Below are 18,768 nucleotides of genomic sequence, written 5' to 3' on the forward strand. Positions count from 1 at the left end.
GAAGTCACGGCAGGATCGGCTGCAAGGGAGCAGTGTTGGGATGGGATCTCTCCGGTTGTCGGCCTGAGGGCGACCGCGCAGGTGCGTCATAGCGCCGCCTGATCGCGTCGTCTGCGCCTGCCCGGATCGCGGCATGAGCGGAAGCCGCGCCTTGCGTTGATCAGCTTTCGGCTACTCGCTTGAGCGCTTGGCGCAGATCCCGCAGCGCGGGGACACCACCCAGTCCCTCTGGGGTGGAGTAGAGCCGACACGCCATCGCTGCGGGGGCGGCGGGGTCTGCGAACGGGTCCGTGCCGTTGAGCAGGATCGTCGGAGAGCCCACGAAGCCGCGTCGCCGCGCTTCGTCCTGGCTGGTGACGACCGTGCGCGTGACCTGGGCCTGCACCCCGGTGTCCGCCACGGCGGTGGCGATCAGTTCGGCGGCAGCGGCATCGTGGGGGCAATCAGGCACAACCAGCAGCTCGATCTGCATGGCTACGGGAGGTACTTGTCGAGCGAGCGGAGCCTATTGCCGATGAACCTGTTGTGGTGCCAGCCTCGGCGAATCACGAAGGCGCGCAGGTTGCGGAACCGGTCTCGGAACAATGCCGCCGGCCGTCGGTTCCCGTCGTCCTCAATCTCCCAGGCCTGCTGGTGCACGAAGTGGGCGCAGCCCAGGCAGAGGTGCACCTCCGGGTGGTTGCCGAGGTGGACCATGCGGGCCGGGGTGTCGATGGTGCCGCAGCACCAGCACTGGACGCTCCCGTCCGCGTGCAGGTCGATGGCGGTGACCGGTTCGGCGCTCATGTGCCCAGTGTGAGCGCACTGATCGCCGTGAGGAAGTGACCACATCGCACGCGTCGGCGCCCACGTGTCGTGCAGCAGTCCAAGTGCTGCGGCGTGTGCGTTCCCTGCGAGCGGCGACGGTGGCGGGCTCACCCCCGGCGCGCACTGGCCAGGGTCAGCTGTCGTCTGTGGTGGTCGTAGTGCTGGGTGGGGTAGTGGTAGACCTCGAGCAGTGTCATGAAGTCGCTGAAGTAGGGGTCCCAGCCCACCGGGAAATGCATGCCTCGAGCCAAGGCCTCACGCGACTGCGCTCGAAGGGACCTTTGGAGGCCGGTGACCGCTCGGTCCATCAGCCGCTGCATGCGCGCGTAGCCCAACACGCGGGCGCCGAAGAGCGAGCCGACGTAGTTGATGACGTGGAACGGGCCGGTACCCGCGTTGAGCGCGCATGCGAATCGCCTGGAAGCGCTGTCCGGGAGGCGGGAGAAGCCCCAGACGATGAACCGAAGGTTCCGCACCAAGAGGTAGCCGAACAGCATGTGAAAGAGCAGTTGCTCGTTGTTCCACTTCGTGCCGTTGGTGGGTTGACGCAGTTCGGCGACGGTGGCGCTGTTCAGCAGTGCTCGGTAGTCGTCCCGGACACGATCCAGCTCGGCGTAGATCTGGTCCTCGTCCATGGCTGCCTCCCGGGTCGCCACCAACCCCGGCTCCACGCTATCGCCGCGACCAAGTCCCATCCGCTCTTCGACAGGGTCGCAGCCTCACTACCGGCGGCATGTGAGTGCGTCAGCGTGTGGCCTCGACCTGGGTCGGCGGATGACCACGGACACGACGCACGAACGCCAGCAGGACCTGGTGGACCAAAACGCCGACCGCGGTGTTGGCCAACGCCAGTACGGCCGCCCCGACGAACTCCGTCGGCGTGGCGAGAAGTCCCTGCGACCACAACAGGACCGTCCAACCTGAGGTGCCGACGAGCAGCGCGAGCTTCCACCACCGCCCGAGCAGCAGGCCGAAGAGGATCATTGTCGGGATCACGGTGGCCTCCTCCCTTGGTTCTCGAAGGCTACGCCCACGGCGCGGCGCCCATCCGCTCTTCCTCGCTGCGGCCAAATGCGTGCGTCGAGTCCGACGATCGATCTAGCGTGGCAGTTGTGATCTACCCGGACAACGAGCACCCTTGCCCCGTTTGTGGTGCCGACTGGAAGGTGCCGCACGTCTGGCCACGAAGGCCGGGGCGGCAGAAGCCTCGTCGCGACCGGAGCCGGTGGTTCGTACCCGAGGATTCCGGATGGTGCTCAGATCCCGAGTGCCGCATCACGGACGAGCAGCGCGACGAGTATCGGGTGTTCCGGCGCATCATGGAATGGGACCCGACAGAGGAATCGGTGGCACGGCCCACCGAGTAGCGGATCGCGGCATGTGCGTGAGTCAGCGGTTCCGGAGTTTTCGGGTAGAGGCGCGGACCAGGAGCCAAACGCCACCGATGAGACTCATGACGCCCGCCAGCCCGAAGACCACGCTCAGTAGCACAACCTGCCCGTAAGCGTCCGCGCAGGACGGGTCCGGCAAGGGTGAGGGCCGCCCAACCAGCGCTGGGCCGCAGTCGATGAACTCCGCGTTGGGTTCGACACCGGTGAGAGGTGCCGTGGCGAAGAACCAGGCAAGTAGCAAAGCTATGGCTGCGAGGGTGAGGAGCAGCATGGCCACAAGTACGGGGCGCCGGTGCGTGAGTCGGGGCCTCGCGGATGCCGACGGTGATTGCGCGGCTTCCATCGCCTGAGTCACACAACCACTGTAGGGATACGACCGCTCGCACCCGCAGCAACCGCAGGTCCACGAGGGTTACTCGCGTCACTTGTGCGTCTACCGCCCGGCAGGTCGCAAGATCCTCTACATCGGCAGGAGCACTTTCCCGCTCCGCGGCAGAAGAGGATGGCTCTACGGGAGGGCCGACGGACAATGGGGCCCGGCGCCCCGCCCTGGGCTTCCCACGACCGCCCGCCACCACTCACTGATTCAACGCATGGGTTGGAAGGGCTGGCCTCCGGTGGAGACGAGGACTTTGCTGCCGTCGGCGACGAGGACCTCCAGCGACTCTCCCTCTCCCGAGGCGTACAGCGCCTGCGCGTCTGAGGCGAGGAGATCGGTCGCGCGCCAGGTCCGGCCGGCGTCGGCGCTGGTGTGGACCTGCCCGTAGGGCGTGAGGCCGGCGACGGTGTCTGCGTCACCGAAGGCGGCCATCAGCAGCCAGGGCGCCTGGTCCATCTGTTGCCAGGTCGCTCCGCCGTCGGTGGACCGCATCAGGCCCTCTTCCGTGGTGGCGAGAACCGTTGCCCCCTCGCGGGAACCGGAGAGGGTTCGCGGCTGGGAATCGAGGTTTCCGTCGGCCCAGGTCCGTCCGTCGGTCGTTGCGCGGACGGCGCCGTCGAATCCGACGACAGCCTGGCCGGTGGTGGTCAGGGCGTGGAAGTCCGACTGGCCACCACGGGAGAGGACCTTCCAGGTCTTCCCGCCGTCTCGAGACTCGATCAGCCCGACCGGTTGCGGCAGGTCGGTCGCGGTGCCGGGGTGTCCCGAGGCGTAGTAGTGGCCCGGGCCGGCGACGGTGAATCCCATGAGGTCGATGACGGGTCCCACCCGCTCGGGTGTGGTCCCGTTGTAGACGTACAGGCCGTCGTGGGCGGCCACGACGAGCTTGCCGCTTCCGGGGTCGCGGGCGATGGCGTGGACGTGCGCCGAGGGCAAGGTGACCGGGTCCGCGCCGGGGCTGGTAGAGGGCGCACCGCCGGCCGGGCTCTCCGGCCCCGGGCTCGGGGCCGCGGTCGACCAGGTCGGGGTGGCTGCCGGCGGGGGCGGCGCCCCAGGCGGGGTCGAGCAGGCCGCTACCAGACCGACGGAGATCACCACTACGAGCAGGCCGGGTGGTCGCGACAACGGGGAGGGCGCTCGCATGATCAGCCGAGCATCCCCTGCATGGTGGCGATCTCCTTCTCCTGGCCCTGCACGACCGCCGTCGCCAGCTTCTCCACGTCAGGGTCGGCGGTGGTCGCTAGCACGTCCTGGGCCATCGTGATTGCGCCCTGGTGGTGCTCGATCATCATCTCGAGCCACATCTGGTTGAAGTCGGAGCCGCTGGCACCCATCAGCGTGCTCATGTCCTGTTCGCTCATCATCCCGCCGGAGCCGTGGTCCATCGGACCGTTGCTCTCCTGCGCCCCCCACTGGCTGAGCCATGCCTTCATGGTCTGGATCTCGGGGTCCTGGGCGGCCTTGATCTGGCCCGCGAGGGCCTTGACCTCCGTTGACGCCGTGTCGTTCTGCAGGGCGAGGTCGGCCATCTCCACGGCCTGGTCGTGGTGCGGGATCATCATCTGCGCGAACTTCACGTCGGCCTCGAGCCCGGTGGCCGTTTCCGCTGAGGTGGAGGCGGAGGTGCCGCCTCCAGCCGGCATCGACCCGTGTGTGGAGTCATCGCTCGAGCCGCACGCACTGACTCCTAGGACGAGGACGGCAGCGGCGGCCGGGAGAGCACGTCGGGACATCAGGCGCACGGGAGGATCTCCTCTTGTCAGGGCTGGAGCGGGAACGACGAGCCTGCACGACGGACCTTGGAGGTCAGACGGTGGTTCTGTGAAGGTTTGATGAAGGCGCCTCGGCTGGAGGGCCTTCGGCGTGGGCCTGGGGCAGTCGCAGCCGCTTGAGCATGAGCGCGTTGACGGCGACGATGACGCTGGACCCGGACATGGACAGCGCGGCCATCTCGGGGCGGAGCACCAGGCCCCAGCTCGCGAACACGCCGGCCGCGATGGGTAGCGCGATGGCGTTGTAGCCGATGGCCCAGTTCAGGTTCTGCCGCATCTTGCGCAGGGTGCCCCTGCCGATCCGCAGGGCGGTGGGCACGTCGAGGGGGTCGGAGCGCATGAGGACCACGTCGGCGGTCTCGATGGCCACGTCCGTTCCGGCGCCGATGGCGATCCCCAGGTCGGCCTGCGCCAGGGCCGGGGCGTCGTTGACGCCGTCGCCGACCATGGCCACCTTCCGGCCGGCCTGCTGGAGCCTGGCCACCTCGGCGGCCTTGTCACCGGGGAGCACCTCCGCGAGGACGGTGTCGATGCCGAGCTGCCCGGCGATGCGGCGTGCGGTCGCCAGGTTGTCGCCGCTGAGCATGACGACCTCCACGCCCATCTCGTGCAGCGCGGCAACGGCTGCTGCGGAGGTGCCGCGCACGGCATCCGCGAGGCCGATGATCCCGACGCCCCGGCCGTCGACGGCGACCAGGACCGCGGTGCGACCGCTGGCGGCAAGCTCGTCCCGGCGGGCCACGAGGGATGACGCGTCGACGCCCTCGTCGTCCATAAGCCTGCGGTTGCCCACGACGACCCGGCGGTCGTGCACGAGGGCGGTCGTGCCGTGGCCGGGGACGTTGCGGAACTCGGTGGGTCGCTCGGGGACCACGCCACGCTGGGCGGCGTATCCGACGATGGCAGCGGCCAGCGGGTGCTCCGACTCGTTCTCCAGGGATGCGACCAGGGTGAGCAGCTCGGCCTCGTCAATGCCGTCGACTATGACGTCGATGACCTCAGGCTCGCCCTTGGTCAGCGTGCCGGTCTTGTCCATGACGACCGTGTCGATGCGGGCCGAGGCCTCGAGTGCGGCGGCGTTCTTGACCAGGACGCCGCGCTGGGCGCCCAGGCCGGTGCCGACCATGATCGCGGTCGGGGTGGCCAGCCCCAGGGCGTCTGGGCAGGTGATGACCACGACGGTGATGGCGAACAGCAGAGCGGTCTCCACACTGGCGCCGGACCAGAGCCACGCCCCGAAGGTGAGCAGGCCGCCGATGAGGGCGACGAGGACCAGCCAGAACGCGGCGCGGTCGGCAAGGCGCTGCCCGGGGGCCTTGGAGTTCTGCGCCTCTTGGACCAGCTCGACGATCTGCGCCAGGGCGGTGTCGGAGCCGACCTTGGTGGCCCGGACCCGCAGCGTCCCGGTGGTGTTGATCGACGCGCCGATGACCGAGGAGCCGGTGGTCTTGGCGACGGGCAGGCTCTCACCGGTCACCATCGACTCGTCCACCTCCGATGTGCCGTCCTCGACCAGACCGTCTACCGGGACCTTCCCGCCGGGGCGGATGAGGAGGAGGTCGCCGACCTGGACGTCGGCGGTCGGGACGTCGACAGGCGTGCCGTCGCGCACCACGGTGGCCATCGGGGGCGCAAGATCCATCAGCGCCCGGACGGCTTCGTTCGCCCCTCCGCGGGCGCGCATCTCGAACCAGTGGCCCAGCAGGACGAATGCCGTGAGCATCGCCGCGGCCTCGTAGAACACCTCACCGCCACCGGTCAGCGTGATGCCGACGCTGTAGAGCCACCCCGCAGCGACCGCGACCGCGACGAGCACCATCATGTCCAGGGTGCGGTTGCGCAGGGCACGGTAGGCGCCGTCGAAGAAGATCCAGGCCGAGTAGAAGACCACGGGCAGGCTCAGCAGCAGCGCGAAGACCTCGTCGCTCAACCCGAACGGCGCGGGCACCGAGAAGCCAAGCATGTCGCGCCCCATTGGCGACCACAGCGCGATCCCCATCGTCAGCACCGCCGCCACGACGAACCGGTTGCGCATGTCGCGGACCATGTCGTCCATCGACATCCCGCCGTGCCCACCGTGCCCCATCATCTCCTGGGCGGAGTGCTCAGCGGGGTTCATGGCGGTCGGCCCGGCGCCGTGCGCTGCGTGGCGGCCTGCGGCGTCGGCCGTCGCCACGTCAGCATGAAGCCCGTGGGTAGCAGCCGCCTCGTGAACTGCGGACTCGCCCATCGGCTCGCAGACGTGCATCGGCACGGAGCGCCCAGCGCAGTGGTAGCCGCAGTCGCGCACCCACCCCGCGAGCTCGGCCACGGAGGTCATGTCCGGGTCGTACGTCACCGTGGCGCTCTGGTTCGCGGCGTTCGCCTCGACAGACTCGACGCCGGCACGGCGCACCAAGGTGGACTCGATGGCATGCTCACTAGTCGCCCAGTGCAGTCCTCCCACGTGCAGAACGGTGGTCTGGCTCATGGCGCACTCACTTCTCCTGGGTCGGCAACGTCCTTCGAGTCGGACAACGCGATACCCCCTAGGGGTATTTCCTTAGGTGTCGCGCGTTCTTGGCGACTCTGGGGCCAAGCGCTTTCCGGTGACTGTCTGCCTTCTGTCCTGACCAACCCAAGAACTGGCTGAGGGTGGGACCGGTTCAGTAGCAGGGGCATATGGCTCTTGACTGCCATCCTCAGTCGGAACCCCGGGTCGGGGAGCCAGACGTCAACCCTTCGGGAGTCTCATGTCGTACGCGAAGTTCCTGGTGATCCAACTAGGGATCTTCATGGCCGCAGCGTCTCTACTGCTGCTGCTTACCGACCTGACGAGCACTGCGGTGTCGGTGGTTGGACTGCTGGCGGCTGTGGTTGCACTGCTCGCTGCCATTCGCATGCGATGACGCGGCGGTCAATGAAGACAGTGGTCCGGAGGTCTGCGTCCCATTCGATCTCCGGAAAGGCCTGCGCCCGAAGCGTCCATCGCCTCAGATCAGCAGGGTGCGAGGAAACGCGCCTAGCGGCGGTGTCCCGGCATGAGCATCATCATCGCCGCCATTATCGCGACGCAGAACAGCGCGGAGACCACTGCTCCCGCTCCTGCGACGCCGGTGGCGACCAGGACGGCGACGATCACCAGCATGGGGACGCACATCACCATCATCATCAGGCGGTGGCCCCGTGATGACTGGGGCGTCTCGGAGGCCAGAGCGGGTCCCGTCTCACCGGTTCTTCCAGTCGGTGGCGCGTCGGGGTGCGCACCGTGTCCGGCGGGGTGCGTCAGGTGGTCATTCATGGCGGGCTTCCTTTCGGGATTCGGGTGTGGTGATCGGGCTTCGCGCGCTCGCACACGGCTCTTCGCCGCCAGGTTCCCATGCCGGAGAGCGTGGCGGTCTGGGGGCGCAGGCCGAGCTGTGCCCGGGCTGGAGTCGGAGCTGCGCTCGGGGGTGCAGGGATACTGAGGACGGCCAGCGCCAAGACCCCAGTGATCGTCAGCGGCAGCAGGCGCCAGACCCAACCAGTGACGTAGCCCCACGCCGCCGGTGCCAAATGTGCAACGGCGGCCTACCGGCGTGGCTCAGCAGGTGTGGGCGGGGTCCCACATCGTGATGCCCTGGTGCATGCCCGGGTTGTGGTGGTGGTCGAAGCCCATGCTCTGTGGGCAGTCGCGCACGTGCTGGCCGTAGGCCGCGGCGTCTGCGGGCGCTGCGGATGCCGACCCTGATGCTAGGACCGCGCCCAGCGCGACGAATGCTGTTGCGGCGGCGGCTCGGAGTGCGAAACGTGTCATGACTTGTCCTCTTTCTCGGTGGTGTTCGGAACGGAGTGGCGCTACGTGACCAGGTGTCGGTGGTGGATGGCCGGCGTGCGGCTGGTGGTTTCAACGGACGTCGTCTCGGAGCGTCCTCGCCGTGCCATCAACGCGCCGGGGGAAGCAGACTCTGCCTCGAGTGGTACTCCTCGGCGTCGATCTCGCCGCGGGCGAACCTCTCGTCGAGGATCTGGCGGGCCGAACGCTCGGGGTCACGGTCGCGCGGGCCGGCACCGCCGGTGCCGCGGAACAGCGCCACGATCCCGAAGACGACCAAGGCCCAGAAGCCCACCGTGGTCAGTGCCATGAGGACCCATGCACCCCAGCCCATGCCGTTGCCCCACATCATGGTCCTCACCTCTCCCAAGAAGTCGATGAGTCGACCCTGCTCGTCCACCCCCGGCTGCGCGGTCGCGGTTCCGTGAAGGTTCGCTGAAGATGTGCGCTGCGGCCCCCGCTCGTCCGGGAACCACGCCCGGTGGCTGCGACGATGGCGGCATGCCTGACAAGGATCCCCTCATGCGGTCGGCGACCGGCGACGCCGGCTCACCGGCACGAGCTGCCGTCAGGGCGCTCGTCGTGGAGGACGAGGTCGAGATGGCGAGGGTGATCGGCAGCTACCTCGAGCGAGAAGGCTTCGAGGTCCACCTCAGCCATGACGGCCTGGATGCCGTGGACAGGGCGCGCGAGGTCGACCCGGACATCGTCGTGCTCGACCTCGGTCTGCCCGGTCAGGACGGCCTCGAGGTCTGTCGCCAGCTGCGCACCTTCTCCGACGCCTACGTCGTGATGCTCACCGCACGCAGCGACGAGGTGGACACCTTGATCGGGCTGTCTGTCGGGGCGGACGACTACCTGACCAAGCCGTTCAGCCCTCGCGAGCTCGTCGCCCGTCTGCGTGCCATGCTGCGGCGCCCGCGCCCCATCGGCGCACCGGCGCCCGATGACGCCGGGTTCCGGGCGTTCGGACCGCTGACCATCGACCCGACGGGACGTGACGTGTGGCTTGACGACGAGCCGGTCGCCCTGACGCGCACCGAGTTCGACCTCCTCGCCGTGCTGTCCGAGCGCCCCCGCCTGGCCTACAGCCGACGCCAGCTGATCGATGCCGTCTGGGGGCAGACCTGGGTCGGCGACGAGCACCTGGTCGACGTCCATATCGGGCACCTGCGCCGCAAGCTCGCCGACGAGGCCAACGCGTCACGGTTCATCCGCACCGTGCGCGGGGTCGGCTACCGGATGGGCACGGGCGAGTGAGCGCGCAGACCTGGCTCGCCAGGCAGCGGACCGATGCCGGCCTGTCCACCCGACTGCTCGTCGCGCAGGCCATGGTGCTGATGGCCGGCGCCGCCACATCCTGGGTGGTGGCCTCCCTCGTCGCCCCCGGCATCTTCCACGACCACCTCGTCCAGGCCGGCGCGGGGCACTCCGCGGCGGAGACCGTGCACATCGAGGAGGCGTTCAGCTCTGCGCTGATCATCTCGATGGCCGTCGCACTGCTGACCTCGGTCCTGATGGCCTTGCTGGTCACGGGCTACTTCACCCGCCGGGTCCAGCGCTCCACCACGCACGTCTCGCACGCCGCGGCCAGGATCGCCGAGGGACAGTTCGGTGCGCGCGTCCCCAACCCGGGCCTGGGACCTGAGTTCGACCAGCTGGCCACCACCATCAACGACCTCGCCGAGCGCCTGGGTGACGTCGAGGGCACACGGCGCCGCATCCTTGCCGACCTCGCCCACGAGATGCGCACCCCGCTGGCAACCATCGAGGCGCATTTGGAGGCCCTCGAGGACGGCGTGCGGACGCTTGACGAGCCCACCCTGGCTGCCCTGCACGGAGGCACCCAGCGGCTGCATCGCCTGGCGCAGGACATCAGTGCCGTCTCGCGCGCTGAGGAGGGTCAGCTGGACTCGCGTCCGGTCCGAACCAACCCTCAGGTGCTCCTGGAGTCAGCGGCGGCCGCAGCCCAGGACGCCTATGACGCCGGGCAGGTGCGGCTCGCCGTCGAGGCCAGCGGTGCAGTCCCGGACGTCCACGTCGACCCCCAGCGCATCGGGCAGGTCCTGGCGAACCTGCTCGAGAATGCGCTGCGGCACACCCCGCCCGGCGGCTCTGTTTGGCTCTCGGCGACCCGTCCGGACAACCACTGGGTGGAGCTGGACGTGACCGACACCGGCGAGGGCATCACCCCCGAGCACCTCCCGCACGTCTTCGAGCGGTTCTACCGCGCGGACCCCGCCCGCCGCCATCAGCCCGGCAGTAGCGGCAGCGGCATCGGCCTGACGATCAGCCGCGCCCTGGTCGAAGCGCACGGCGGTGGCCTGTCGGTGCACAGCGCCGGCCAGGGGCAGGGCGCCACGTTCAGCATCCGCCTGCCGGCCGCCCACGGCTGACAGCAGCCACCCACAGGAATACACCCCCCGGGGGTATCGTTGACGAGGATGAGGGAAGGACCGCCATGACTGACCAGCCCGCCCACCCCGCCACGATCCCCGGCTACATCGACGACAAGGACAGCCACCTCACCCGGCTGCGCCGAATCGAAGGACAGGTCCGCGGGCTGCAGCGGATGGTCGAGAACGACACCTCCTGCATCGACATCCTCACCCAGGTCTCAGCTGCCACCAAGGCGCTGGAGGCGGTCGCCCTGGGGCTGCTGGATGACCACCTGCGGCACTGCCTGGTCCATGCAGTGAAGGACCCCGTAGACCTCGAGGAGAAGCTGAACGAGGCGTCCTCGGCCATCGCTCGACTCGTCCGATCCTGAAAACCAATCACCGACCAGCAGCACCCGAGGGAGACACCACGATGAGCGCCCAGACCTTTCCCGTCACCGGCATGACCTGCGGCCACTGCGTCAACGCCGTGAGCAGCGAGATCAAAGAGATCGCCGGCGTCACCGTCGTCAGCGTCGACCTCGTCGCCGGTGGCACCTCCACGGTGAACGTCACCAGTGCGGTCCCGGTCAGCGAGACCGATGTCGCCGCGGCCCTCGACGAGGCGGGCGACTACCACCTCGCCACCGCCTGACACACGCAGCACGGCCCGCCACCCGGGCCCGGAAGGACAGCAATGACCACGCACCTGGACGACACCCAGCAGCACGACCGCGACGTCGAGCTCGTCATCGGGGGCATGACCTGCGCGTCCTGCGCCGCCCGGATCGAGAAGAAGCTCAACAAGATGCCCGGTGTCACGGCCACGGTGAACTACGCGACGGAGAAGGCCAAGGTCAGCTTCGGGTCGGACGTCGACCCGGCGGACCTCGTCGCCACCGTCGAGGCCACCGGCTACTCCGCGATCCTGCCCGCCCCACCGGCTTCGGACACCACGGGCGCTCCCGCAGAGGATGCTGCGCAGCGCGCCAAGGACGAGGAGGCCGCCGCCTGGCGCCAGCGCCTGGTCGTTTCCGCCGTGCTGACCGTGCCGGTGCTGCTGATGTCGATGGTCCCGGCCCTGCAGTTCGACAACTGGCAGTGGCTCTCCCTGACGTTGGCCTCCCCGGTCGTCGTGTGGGGGGCGTTGCCGTTCCACCGTGCGGCCTGGACCAACCTGCGCCACGGCGCGGCCACGATGGACACCCTCATCTCAGTCGGCGTTGGAGCGGCGTACCTGTGGTCGCTGTGGGCCCTGTTCTTCACCGACGCCGGCATGACTGGCATGCGGATGCCGTTCGACCTCTTCCCGGGCCGCTCGGGAGCCGAAGAGGCCCACCTGTACCTTGAGGTCGCCGCCGCGGTGACGACCTTCATCATCGCCGGCCGATACTTCGAGGCCAAGGCCAAGCGCACTTCCGGTGCCGCGCTGCGTGCCCTGCTGGACATGGGCGCCAAGGACGTCTCCGTGCTCCGGGACGGCCCACAGGGACCCGCCGAGATCCGGATCCCGGTGTCGCAGCTGGCTGTCGGCGACCGGTTCGTCGTACGCCCGGGCGAGAAGGTCGCCACCGACGGCAGGGTCATCAGCGGCACCTCGGCCATCGACGCCGCCATGCTCACCGGCGAGTCCGTCCCCGTCGAGGTCGCCCCCGGCGACACCGTGGTCGGTGCGACGGTCAACGCCGGAGGACGCCTGGTCGTGGAGGCCACCCGCGTCGGCTCCGACACCCAGCTCGCTCAGATGGCCCGACTCGTCGAGGACGCTCAGAACGGCAAGGCGGACGTCCAGCGGCTCGCCGACCGGGTCTCCGCGGTCTTCGTGCCGATCGTGATCGGGCTCGCGCTGGTCACCTTGGCGGCCTGGCTCCTGACCGGCCACTCCACGACCGCGGCCTTCACCGCCGCCGTCGCAGTGTTGATCATCGCGTGCCCCTGCGCGCTCGGATTGGCCACCCCCACAGCGTTGCTCGTCGGGACCGGCCGGGGCGCACAACTCGGCATCCTCATCAAGGGCCCACAGATCCTGGAGTCCACCCGCCGCGTCGACACCATCGTCCTCGACAAGACCGGAACCGTGACCACCGGGCACATGGGCGTGAGCCAGGTCCACCCGGCCCAAGGGCAGCCACTCGAGCAGGTGCTCGCCATTGCCGGCGCCCTCGAAGACGCCTCCGAACACCCCATCGGTCGCGCCATCGCCAAGCACGCCAGCGAGACCGGCCTCGACCTGGCAACCGTCCAGGACTTCACCGGGCACGGCGGCAACGGCGTCACCGGCGTCGTGGGCGGGCACGCCGCCCAGGCTGGCCGCCGCTCCTGGCTCGCCGAGCAGTGGTCCCTGACCGCCCCCGCCAACTTGGTCGAGCTGGCCGAGTCCGCCGAGACCGAGGGCCGCACACCGGTCTGGATCGCCTGGGACGGCAGCATCCGGGCGGTGATCGTCGTCTCCGACACCATCAAGGACAGCTCACCCGCTGCCATCGCCGACCTCCAGCGCCTCGGGCTGCGCCCGGTGCTGCTCACCGGCGACAACGAACGAGCAGCCCGCGAGGTCGCGCGCCAGGTCGGCATCGACGCGGAGGACGTCATCGCCGATGTGCTGCCGTCGGACAAGGTCGACGTCGTCAAGCGCCTGCAGCGCGAGGGTGCCGTCGTCGCCATGGTCGGCGATGGCGTCAACGACGCAGCGGCCCTTGCGCAGGCCGACCTGGGCCTGGCCATGGGGACCGGCACAGACGTCGCGATCGAGGCCTCCGACCTGACCCTGGTCAGCGGAGACCTGCGGGCCGCGCCGGACGCGATCCGCCTCGCCCGCGCCACGCTGGGCACCATCAAGGGCAACCTCTTCTGGGCGTTCGCCTACAACGTGGCCGCTCTGCCCCTCGCGGCCCTCGGCCTGCTCAACCCCCTCATCGCGGGCGCTGCCATGGCCTTCAGCTCCGTGTTCGTCGTCAGCAACAGCCTGCGCCTGCGACGGTTCGACCCCTCCCGCTGACATGTCCCGATCTGCCGAGCCGATCGCGAAATCGGTTCGGCAGACGGCATCTTCAGCGAATCTTGACCGAACCTCGACGGTGACCACCGGGTGGCCCCGCGATGCTCGAAGCATCCGATGAACCGTCGTCGAGGAGGCCCCGTTGTCCACGCATCCAGGCCCGCCCCACGGGCCCATCAAGGTCACCGTGGTCGAGTCCCCCTCCTGTCACTACTGTGCTGACGCGCACCAGGCGCTCGAGCAGCTCACCGGGGACGGCCACCCACTAGAGGTGACCACGCTCGACGTGCGCGACCCCGCCGGCCAGGACCTCATGCGACGGCACGGTGCAGGAATGAGCCCGCTCGTCCTGGTCGACGGCGCCTTCTTCAGCCAAGGCCGGCTTCCCCGGCGCAAGCTGGCCCGGCACCTGCGCAAGTGTGCTGAGCGACCTCACATCACGACCGGCGCCTGACGATGGGCGAGCTTCTCACCACCGGCTCAGTTCTGGCGGCGTTCCTCGCCGGCGGGGTCGCACTCTTCGCCCCGTGCTGCATCGTCTTCCTGGCCCCCAGCTACCTGGCGGTCGCGGTGAAGAACCGACGTTGGCGACTCCTGCCCCTGACCTTCGTGTTCGCCGCCGGGCTCGCGCTCGTCCTGGTGCCCATCACCTTGGGCATCAGCCTGGTGGCCTCCGCCATCGCCAACTACCACCAACCGCTGTACTACGCGGGGGGCGCACTCATGCTCGCCCTGGCGGCGCTCAGCCTGTCCGGGCGGATGATGACGCTGCCACGGTTCCTGCGGGCCCCGGACACCAGCAGCGGGGACGCCCTGAGCTTCTTCGGCCTCGGCGTCTTCTCCGGCGTCGCCAGCAGCTGCTGCGCCCCCGTCCTCGCTGGCGTCTTGACCCTCTCCGCCCTGTCCGGCTCGGTCGTGGGGGGCCTCACCCTAGGGCTGGCCTACACCTTCGGCATGGTCTTCCCACTCTTTGTCATGGCCTTGGTGTGGGACCGCTACCGGCTCGGCGAGCGACGCTTCCTGACGGCGAAGCCGGTCACGCTGCGGACCGCGGGCCACACGCTGCACACCAACACGATCAACGTCGGGGTCGCCGCGGCCTTCGCCGTCATGGGCGGCTTCGTGCTCTACCTGGCCGGCACCGGCACCATGACCAGCGGGCCCGGCTTCCAGGTCGGCATGGGGCGAGCCCTCGCGAGCCTGTTCTCGCGGATCGAGGCATGGGTGGCCCCCGTGCCCGAGCCGCTGCTGGGGCTGGCCGTGCTCGCCATCGCTGCAGTCTTCGTCGTCGCCACCCTGAGGGACCGCCGCCGCCGTTTGTCCCCCGGCGAGGTCCACCGCAGCGAGCAGCCGGCCGAGGTCCCGGACGCTGACACCACCCACGCCTGCCACGCACCCAGCGGCGCCCCCGCCGGTATCGACGACCCACACGACCACCACTGACCACACCGAGGAGTACCGATGTCCACGAAGGCAGCGCGAGAACACCGCCAAGCCAAGGTCGCGGAAGTGGCACAGGCCGCCGAGCACGGTCACCGCGGCCGGCTCGCGGCGGCCTGGGCGACCGTCCTGGTCGTTCTCCTCGGCATCGTCGGGTTCATGCTCGCGACGTCGCAGCCCGAGTCCTCCACAGCGATCAAGACGGCCCCGGACTTCACCCTCACCGACACCACGGGCCAAGAGGTGGCGCTGTCCGACTACCGCGGCAGCAACGTCGTCCTCTACTTCAACGAGGGCGCCGGCTGCCAGTCCTGCCTGGTGCAGATGGCCGAAATCGAGAAGGAGGCCGCCGCCCTGAAGGACCTGAACGTCACGGTGCTCCCGATCGTCATGAACACCCGCGAGCAGATCACCGACGACATGAAAGCCAACGGCGTGGCCACACCCTTCCTGCTGGACGACGGCACCGTCTCACAGGCCTACGGCACCCTCGGCAAGGGCATGCACGCCGGCCTGCCGGGGCACAGCTTCGTGCTGATCGACAAAGCCGGAGAACAGCGCTGGTACGGCGAGTACCCCTCGATGTGGCTTTCCCCCGACCAGCTCATGACCGAGCTGCGCGCCCGCCTTGCGACCTGAACCGGCCCCCGCCGTGCCCATGGCCGTGGTGGTCACGCGTGCCGGCCACATAGGCTCACCAACACGCCAACCGTCGAGGAGACCACGATGCGCTACATGCTGGGAGCAGTTGCCCTCGCACCGTTCGTCCTGCTCCTCCTTGCCATGGTCACCGGCCGGGCTCGCGTCCAACCCTGCTGCCCACCGGCGGTACCCCCGGACCCGGTCAGGCGTCACGTCCCCGACCCCGCGAGGGGTACGGACCCCAGCGCGTAGCGGCATCTCGTGGAGCCGCCTTGGGAGGCGGCTTCGCCGCTCGGAGGCCGTGCTGCTGGCCGCGGACCTTCGCCGTCATACCCCCGGGGGTACGATTGCGCAAAGAAGGTGGTCGCCATGATGAACGGTTTCGGCATGGGGTTCGGGTGGATCTGGCCCGTATTGCTCCTCGCTGGGGTTGCCGCCCTGGTCTGGGGATTGTCGCGGGCCGGCACCGGCGGTGGGCGCCATGGACCGAGTGGGCACGAACGGGCGCGCGAGATTCTGCAGGAGCGCTTCGCGCGCGGGGAACTCACCGAGCAGGAGTATCGCGAACGGGTGCGCGTGCTGGATGAGCACTGAGATCGGCCGCCGCCGTGCCCTGCAGGTCGCGACGCTCGGCGCGGCCTCGGCGGTCATTGGAGGAGTTGGGACGTGGAGGTTGCTGGTCGCGCCGGCGTCCGCCGCTCTCGAGCCGCGGGCGGACCAACCTCTGCGCGAACCTCCGGTCATGGCCAGCCGAGGAGGGGTCCTCGAGGTGGAGCTGACAGCGGCCGCCGGTGTGGTGATGGCCGGGCGGCGCACCCAGGCCCTGGGCTACAACGGCACGAGCCCTGGCCCGACCCTTCGAGTCGCCCCCGGGGACGTGCTGCGTGTGACCTTGGCGAACGACCTTGACGCCACCACGAACCTGCACACCCACGGGCTCCACGTGTCACCGGAGGGGAACAGCGACAACGTCTTCCGCATGGTCGAGCCCGGACACAGCGCGCGCTACGAGTACGCCATCCCAGCCGACCACCCCACCGGGACGTTCTGGTACCACCCGCACCACCACGGCATTGTGGCCGACCAGATGTTCGGCGGACTGTTCGGGGCGCTGCTCGTGGCCGAGGCAGACGACTCGGGAGAGCAGCGGGAGCGGGTGCTGGTGGTCAGCGACACCACCCTGACCGGTGACGGTGAGGTCGCCGCGGTCAGCCGGGAGCAGGTCATGCAAGGGCGCGAGGGCGAGCTCGTCCTGGTCAACGGTCAGCTGCGTCCGCGCATCGACGTCAGCGCCGGCTCCCCGGAGCGCTGGCGTGTCGTGAACGCCTGCACCTCCCGGTTCCTTGAGCTCGCACTGGACGAGCACACCTGGGCGTTCCTCGGCTACGACGGACAGGCCCTCGGCCACCCTGACGAGCGGGACACCGTCGTCCTCGCCCCGGGCAACCGCGTCGACCTGCTCGTGCAGCCCGTGGCTGCCGGCACCTTCACCCTGCGCACCCTCGGCCACGACCGGGGCGGCATGGGGATGATGGGCCGGGGCGCCACCGCGACCTCGGCCGAGACCGTCCTCGCGACGGTACAGGTCACCGACGACACCACGGGCGCCGGCGCCACGGCACTCCCGACGCGTGGTGATCGCCCCGTCACCGAGGTCGCCGACCTGCGCGGCGAGGCTGTGGACGGTCGGCGGACCATCACCTTCACGATGGGCATGGGCATGGGCATGGGCATGGGCATGGGCATGGGCATGGGCATGGGGATGGGAGGCGGCGGAGGCATGACATTCGGTTTCGACGGCCAAGAGTTCGATCCCGAGCGCGTAGACCAGTCCGTGGCCCTGGGCGCCGTCGAGGAGTGGACGATCGCAAACGCCTCGCCGATGGACCACCCCTTCCACCTGCACGTGTGGCCGATGCAGGTCGTGGCCTCCGCCGACGTGGACCCCACGGGGCGGCCCGACTGGCGCGACGTCGTCATCGTCCCCGCCCGGTCACAGGTGACGGTGCGGATCCGCTTCGCGGACTTCGGCGGCCGCACCGTCTACCACTGCCACGTCCTCGACCACGAGGACCAGGGGATGATGGGCATCGTGGAGGCGGGACCAGCACGTGGTTGACCCCGTCTCGCGGCGGTCGATCAGGCGATCATCGCGGGGACGTCCTGCTCCTGGAACACGGTGGTCGTGCAGACTACTGGGGGACGAGGCCGGGCTCACCCAGAACGGCGTGCGAGTCGGTGCCGCGTCCAGCTGGGCGCCGGCATCCACCAGCTTGCCGGTGATCGAAGCGGCATCCGCCACCTCGAAGGCGACGAGCAGGTGTCCGCCGCCACGCCGCCTGACCTCGACGCGGTCGATCATGTCGACCTGTGCCTGGTTGGAGATCTCCAGGTGGCCCCCTGCCGAAGTGGAGTCGGGCACCGACGGAGTCCGCAATCCGCAACAGCCTTCGGCACTGCCGCGAGAGGTGTGGCCTGCCACCTCGTCTGACTCGTTCACCACTGCTCCCGGCCACGTCATCCGCGAGGCGGTACATCCCGACGTTGCTCCTGGGCTGTGTGCGATGCCGGGGGCGCGGCTGAGCTTGCCTCTGCATCGCGTTGAGTGCACCGAACCGCATCCGCTCTGACAAGGGCTCGGGCCGCTCGAGTCCGCTCAAAGTGACCACAAGTCAGCGATCGCGAAACGTCCGACATTCGGCATGAGCGAGAACATCGAGGTGCGTCTCTGCGCCGCCTGTTCGCCCGCTAAGCCTTGCGACTTCGCCCAGATACTTGGCGACGTTGCAGTTACCTCAGCCCGAACTTCGCGTAGCTCACTGATCAAGTTTTCAGGTGTTGCCGACAACAGCGAGACGCTTCTCGCGAGGATCGCCGTTCCGAGGCCGAGTGGGAGGAGTTGGCGCTATGCGCCGACGGTGAGGTCCACGTGCGTAGAGCGCGAACCACCCGTCACCCATGGGCCAAGCCATCGTGCCTGGTACGGGTGGTCGAGTCGTCGCCTGTGGTTACAGCCCTCGAGCGCGCAGTGCGGCTTGGGTGCGGTCTTGGACCTGCATCTTGGCCAGGACCTGGGAGACGTGGTTCTGCACGGTCTTCAGGCTCACGCCTAGGACCTGTTACGAAAGTCGTCTGAGCCAGTGGTCGATGCTCGCGACGTGGACGGTG

General features: G+C 69.2%; 22 protein-coding genes. 11 read left to right on the forward strand and 11 right to left on the reverse strand.

Features of this window, described 5'->3' with window-relative positions:
* Positions 1-160: 160 nt before the first annotated feature.
* The 7 genes from ABD899_RS14025 to ABD899_RS14055 all read right to left on the reverse strand — a co-directional run bounded on the left by ABD899_RS14025 (position 161) and on the right by ABD899_RS14055 (position 6,819).
* A complete protein-coding gene (locus ABD899_RS14025) occupies positions 161-472 on the reverse strand; it encodes a hypothetical protein (RefSeq protein ID WP_345207054.1) in 312 nt (103 codons plus the stop codon).
* 2 nt (positions 473-474) lie between these two features.
* Positions 475-786 carry a hypothetical protein gene (locus ABD899_RS14030; RefSeq protein WP_345207055.1) on the reverse strand — a complete coding sequence of 104 codons (312 nt, stop codon included), beginning with the start codon at positions 784-786 and terminating at the stop codon, positions 475-477.
* Positions 787-914: 128 nt separating this feature from the next.
* Positions 915-1,442, reverse strand: coding sequence for a DinB family protein (locus ABD899_RS14035; RefSeq protein WP_345207056.1), 528 nt, complete (start codon positions 1,440-1,442; stop codon positions 915-917).
* 109 nt (positions 1,443-1,551) lie between these two features.
* A complete protein-coding gene (locus tag ABD899_RS14040) occupies positions 1,552-1,803 on the reverse strand; it encodes a hypothetical protein (RefSeq protein ID WP_345207057.1) in 252 nt (83 codons plus the stop codon).
* Between the two features lie 981 nt (positions 1,804-2,784).
* Positions 2,785-3,720, reverse strand: coding sequence for a F510_1955 family glycosylhydrolase (locus tag ABD899_RS14045; protein WP_345207059.1), 936 nt, complete (start codon positions 3,718-3,720; stop codon positions 2,785-2,787).
* A gap of 2 nt (positions 3,721-3,722) precedes the next feature.
* Positions 3,723-4,220: a DUF305 domain-containing protein gene (locus tag ABD899_RS14050; protein WP_345207061.1), complete on the reverse strand. Its 498-nt coding sequence runs from the start codon at positions 4,218-4,220 to the stop codon at positions 3,723-3,725.
* A gap of 163 nt (positions 4,221-4,383) precedes the next feature.
* Complete coding sequence (locus tag ABD899_RS14055; protein ID WP_345207063.1) at positions 4,384-6,819, reverse strand: heavy metal translocating P-type ATPase; 2,436 nt, start codon at positions 6,817-6,819, stop codon at positions 4,384-4,386.
* Between the two features lie 262 nt (positions 6,820-7,081).
* Between ABD899_RS14055 and ABD899_RS14060 the strand changes: the two genes are divergently transcribed.
* Complete coding sequence (locus ABD899_RS14060; RefSeq protein ID WP_345207065.1) at positions 7,082-7,237, forward strand: hypothetical protein; 156 nt, start codon at positions 7,082-7,084, stop codon at positions 7,235-7,237.
* A 113-nt stretch (positions 7,238-7,350) separates the two neighbouring features.
* Here ABD899_RS14060 and ABD899_RS14065 read toward each other — a convergent pair whose 3' ends face one another.
* The 3 genes from ABD899_RS14065 to ABD899_RS14075 all read right to left on the reverse strand — a co-directional run bounded on the left by ABD899_RS14065 (position 7,351) and on the right by ABD899_RS14075 (position 8,494).
* Complete coding sequence (locus ABD899_RS14065) at positions 7,351-7,488, reverse strand: hypothetical protein (RefSeq protein ID WP_345207067.1); 138 nt, start codon at positions 7,486-7,488, stop codon at positions 7,351-7,353.
* 423 nt (positions 7,489-7,911) lie between these two features.
* The gene (locus ABD899_RS14070) at positions 7,912-8,124 is read right to left on the reverse strand and encodes a hypothetical protein (RefSeq protein ID WP_345207069.1); all 213 of its coding nucleotides are present in this window, start codon (positions 8,122-8,124) and stop codon (positions 7,912-7,914) included.
* A gap of 127 nt (positions 8,125-8,251) precedes the next feature.
* Positions 8,252-8,494 carry an SHOCT domain-containing protein gene (locus tag ABD899_RS14075; protein WP_345207071.1) on the reverse strand — a complete coding sequence of 81 codons (243 nt, stop codon included), beginning with the start codon at positions 8,492-8,494 and terminating at the stop codon, positions 8,252-8,254.
* A 170-nt stretch (positions 8,495-8,664) separates the two neighbouring features.
* Between ABD899_RS14075 and ABD899_RS14080 the strand changes: the two genes are divergently transcribed.
* From ABD899_RS14080 to ABD899_RS14125, 10 genes are all read left to right on the forward strand, one after another.
* Positions 8,665-9,402, forward strand: a complete 738-nt coding sequence (locus ABD899_RS14080) for a response regulator (protein WP_345207108.1) — start codon at positions 8,665-8,667, stop codon at positions 9,400-9,402.
* The gene (locus tag ABD899_RS14085; RefSeq protein ID WP_345207073.1) at positions 9,399-10,538 is read left to right on the forward strand and encodes a sensor histidine kinase; all 1,140 of its coding nucleotides are present in this window, start codon (positions 9,399-9,401) and stop codon (positions 10,536-10,538) included. The genes ABD899_RS14080 and ABD899_RS14085 overlap by 4 nt, the downstream gene beginning before the upstream one ends.
* A gap of 65 nt (positions 10,539-10,603) precedes the next feature.
* A complete protein-coding gene (locus ABD899_RS14090; protein ID WP_345207075.1) occupies positions 10,604-10,912 on the forward strand; it encodes a metal-sensitive transcriptional regulator in 309 nt (102 codons plus the stop codon).
* Between the two features lie 41 nt (positions 10,913-10,953).
* On the forward strand, positions 10,954-11,175 hold the full coding sequence (locus tag ABD899_RS14095) for a heavy-metal-associated domain-containing protein (protein WP_345207077.1): 222 nt from the start codon (positions 10,954-10,956) through the stop codon (positions 11,173-11,175).
* A gap of 42 nt (positions 11,176-11,217) precedes the next feature.
* Positions 11,218-13,518, forward strand: coding sequence for a heavy metal translocating P-type ATPase (locus ABD899_RS14100; protein WP_345207079.1), 2,301 nt, complete (start codon positions 11,218-11,220; stop codon positions 13,516-13,518).
* Between the two features lie 187 nt (positions 13,519-13,705).
* Positions 13,706-13,972 (forward strand): glutaredoxin family protein, encoded by a 267-nt coding sequence (locus tag ABD899_RS14105; RefSeq protein ID WP_345207110.1) that lies wholly within the window; start codon positions 13,706-13,708, stop codon positions 13,970-13,972.
* 2 nt (positions 13,973-13,974) lie between these two features.
* Entirely contained in the window at positions 13,975-14,961 is a 987-nt protein-coding gene (locus ABD899_RS14110; protein ID WP_345207081.1) for a cytochrome c biogenesis CcdA family protein, read from the forward strand.
* Positions 14,962-14,979: 18 nt separating this feature from the next.
* The gene (locus ABD899_RS14115) at positions 14,980-15,597 is read left to right on the forward strand and encodes a peroxiredoxin family protein (RefSeq protein WP_345207083.1); all 618 of its coding nucleotides are present in this window, start codon (positions 14,980-14,982) and stop codon (positions 15,595-15,597) included.
* Positions 15,598-15,969: 372 nt separating this feature from the next.
* Positions 15,970-16,194 (forward strand): SHOCT domain-containing protein, encoded by a 225-nt coding sequence (locus ABD899_RS14120; protein WP_345207085.1) that lies wholly within the window; start codon positions 15,970-15,972, stop codon positions 16,192-16,194.
* Positions 16,195-16,342: 148 nt separating this feature from the next.
* The gene (locus ABD899_RS14125; RefSeq protein ID WP_345207087.1) at positions 16,343-17,719 is read left to right on the forward strand and encodes a multicopper oxidase family protein; all 1,377 of its coding nucleotides are present in this window, start codon (positions 16,343-16,345) and stop codon (positions 17,717-17,719) included.
* An 889-nt stretch (positions 17,720-18,608) separates the two neighbouring features.
* Here the strand turns inward: ABD899_RS14125 and ABD899_RS14130 are convergent.
* On the reverse strand, positions 18,609-18,707 hold the full coding sequence (locus tag ABD899_RS14130) for a LuxR C-terminal-related transcriptional regulator (protein WP_345207089.1): 99 nt from the start codon (positions 18,705-18,707) through the stop codon (positions 18,609-18,611).
* Positions 18,708-18,768 lie beyond the last annotated feature (61 nt).

The organism is Fodinibacter luteus, from assembly GCF_039541575.1.
Lineage (GTDB): Bacteria > Actinomycetota > Actinomycetes > Actinomycetales > Dermatophilaceae > Fodinibacter > Fodinibacter luteus.

Bases quoted from the DNA above. Each gene is read 5' to 3' on its own strand.
- ABD899_RS14055 (WP_345207063.1), bottom strand. From the start codon at position 6,819: ATGAGCCAGACCACCGTTCTGCACGTGGGAGGACTGCACTGGGCGACT.
- ABD899_RS14095 (WP_345207077.1), top strand. From the start codon at position 10,954: ATGAGCGCCCAGACCTTTCCCGTCACCGGCATGACCTGCGGCCACTGC.
- ABD899_RS14075 (WP_345207071.1), bottom strand. From the start codon at position 8,494: ATGATGTGGGGCAACGGCATGGGCTGGGGTGCATGGGTCCTCATGGCA.
- ABD899_RS14025 (WP_345207054.1), bottom strand. From the start codon at position 472: ATGCAGATCGAGCTGCTGGTTGTGCCTGATTGCCCCCACGATGCCGCT.
- ABD899_RS14050 (WP_345207061.1), bottom strand. From the start codon at position 4,220: ATGCCGGCTGGAGGCGGCACCTCCGCCTCCACCTCAGCGGAAACGGCC.
- ABD899_RS14125 (WP_345207087.1), top strand. From the start codon at position 16,343: ATGGCCAGCCGAGGAGGGGTCCTCGAGGTGGAGCTGACAGCGGCCGCC.
- ABD899_RS14115 (WP_345207083.1), top strand. From the start codon at position 14,980: ATGTCCACGAAGGCAGCGCGAGAACACCGCCAAGCCAAGGTCGCGGAA.
- ABD899_RS14045 (WP_345207059.1), bottom strand. From the start codon at position 3,720: ATGCGAGCGCCCTCCCCGTTGTCGCGACCACCCGGCCTGCTCGTAGTG.
- ABD899_RS14080 (WP_345207108.1), top strand. From the start codon at position 8,665: ATGCGGTCGGCGACCGGCGACGCCGGCTCACCGGCACGAGCTGCCGTC.
- ABD899_RS14120 (WP_345207085.1), top strand. From the start codon at position 15,970: ATGATGAACGGTTTCGGCATGGGGTTCGGGTGGATCTGGCCCGTATTG.
- ABD899_RS14065 (WP_345207067.1), bottom strand. From the start codon at position 7,488: ATGTGCGTCCCCATGCTGGTGATCGTCGCCGTCCTGGTCGCCACCGGC.
- ABD899_RS14060 (WP_345207065.1), top strand. From the start codon at position 7,082: ATGTCGTACGCGAAGTTCCTGGTGATCCAACTAGGGATCTTCATGGCC.
- ABD899_RS14100 (WP_345207079.1), top strand. From the start codon at position 11,218: ATGACCACGCACCTGGACGACACCCAGCAGCACGACCGCGACGTCGAG.
- ABD899_RS14110 (WP_345207081.1), top strand. From the start codon at position 13,975: ATGGGCGAGCTTCTCACCACCGGCTCAGTTCTGGCGGCGTTCCTCGCC.
- ABD899_RS14070 (WP_345207069.1), bottom strand. From the start codon at position 8,124: ATGACACGTTTCGCACTCCGAGCCGCCGCCGCAACAGCATTCGTCGCG.
- ABD899_RS14035 (WP_345207056.1), bottom strand. From the start codon at position 1,442: ATGGACGAGGACCAGATCTACGCCGAGCTGGATCGTGTCCGGGACGAC.
- ABD899_RS14090 (WP_345207075.1), top strand. From the start codon at position 10,604: ATGACTGACCAGCCCGCCCACCCCGCCACGATCCCCGGCTACATCGAC.
- ABD899_RS14030 (WP_345207055.1), bottom strand. From the start codon at position 786: ATGAGCGCCGAACCGGTCACCGCCATCGACCTGCACGCGGACGGGAGC.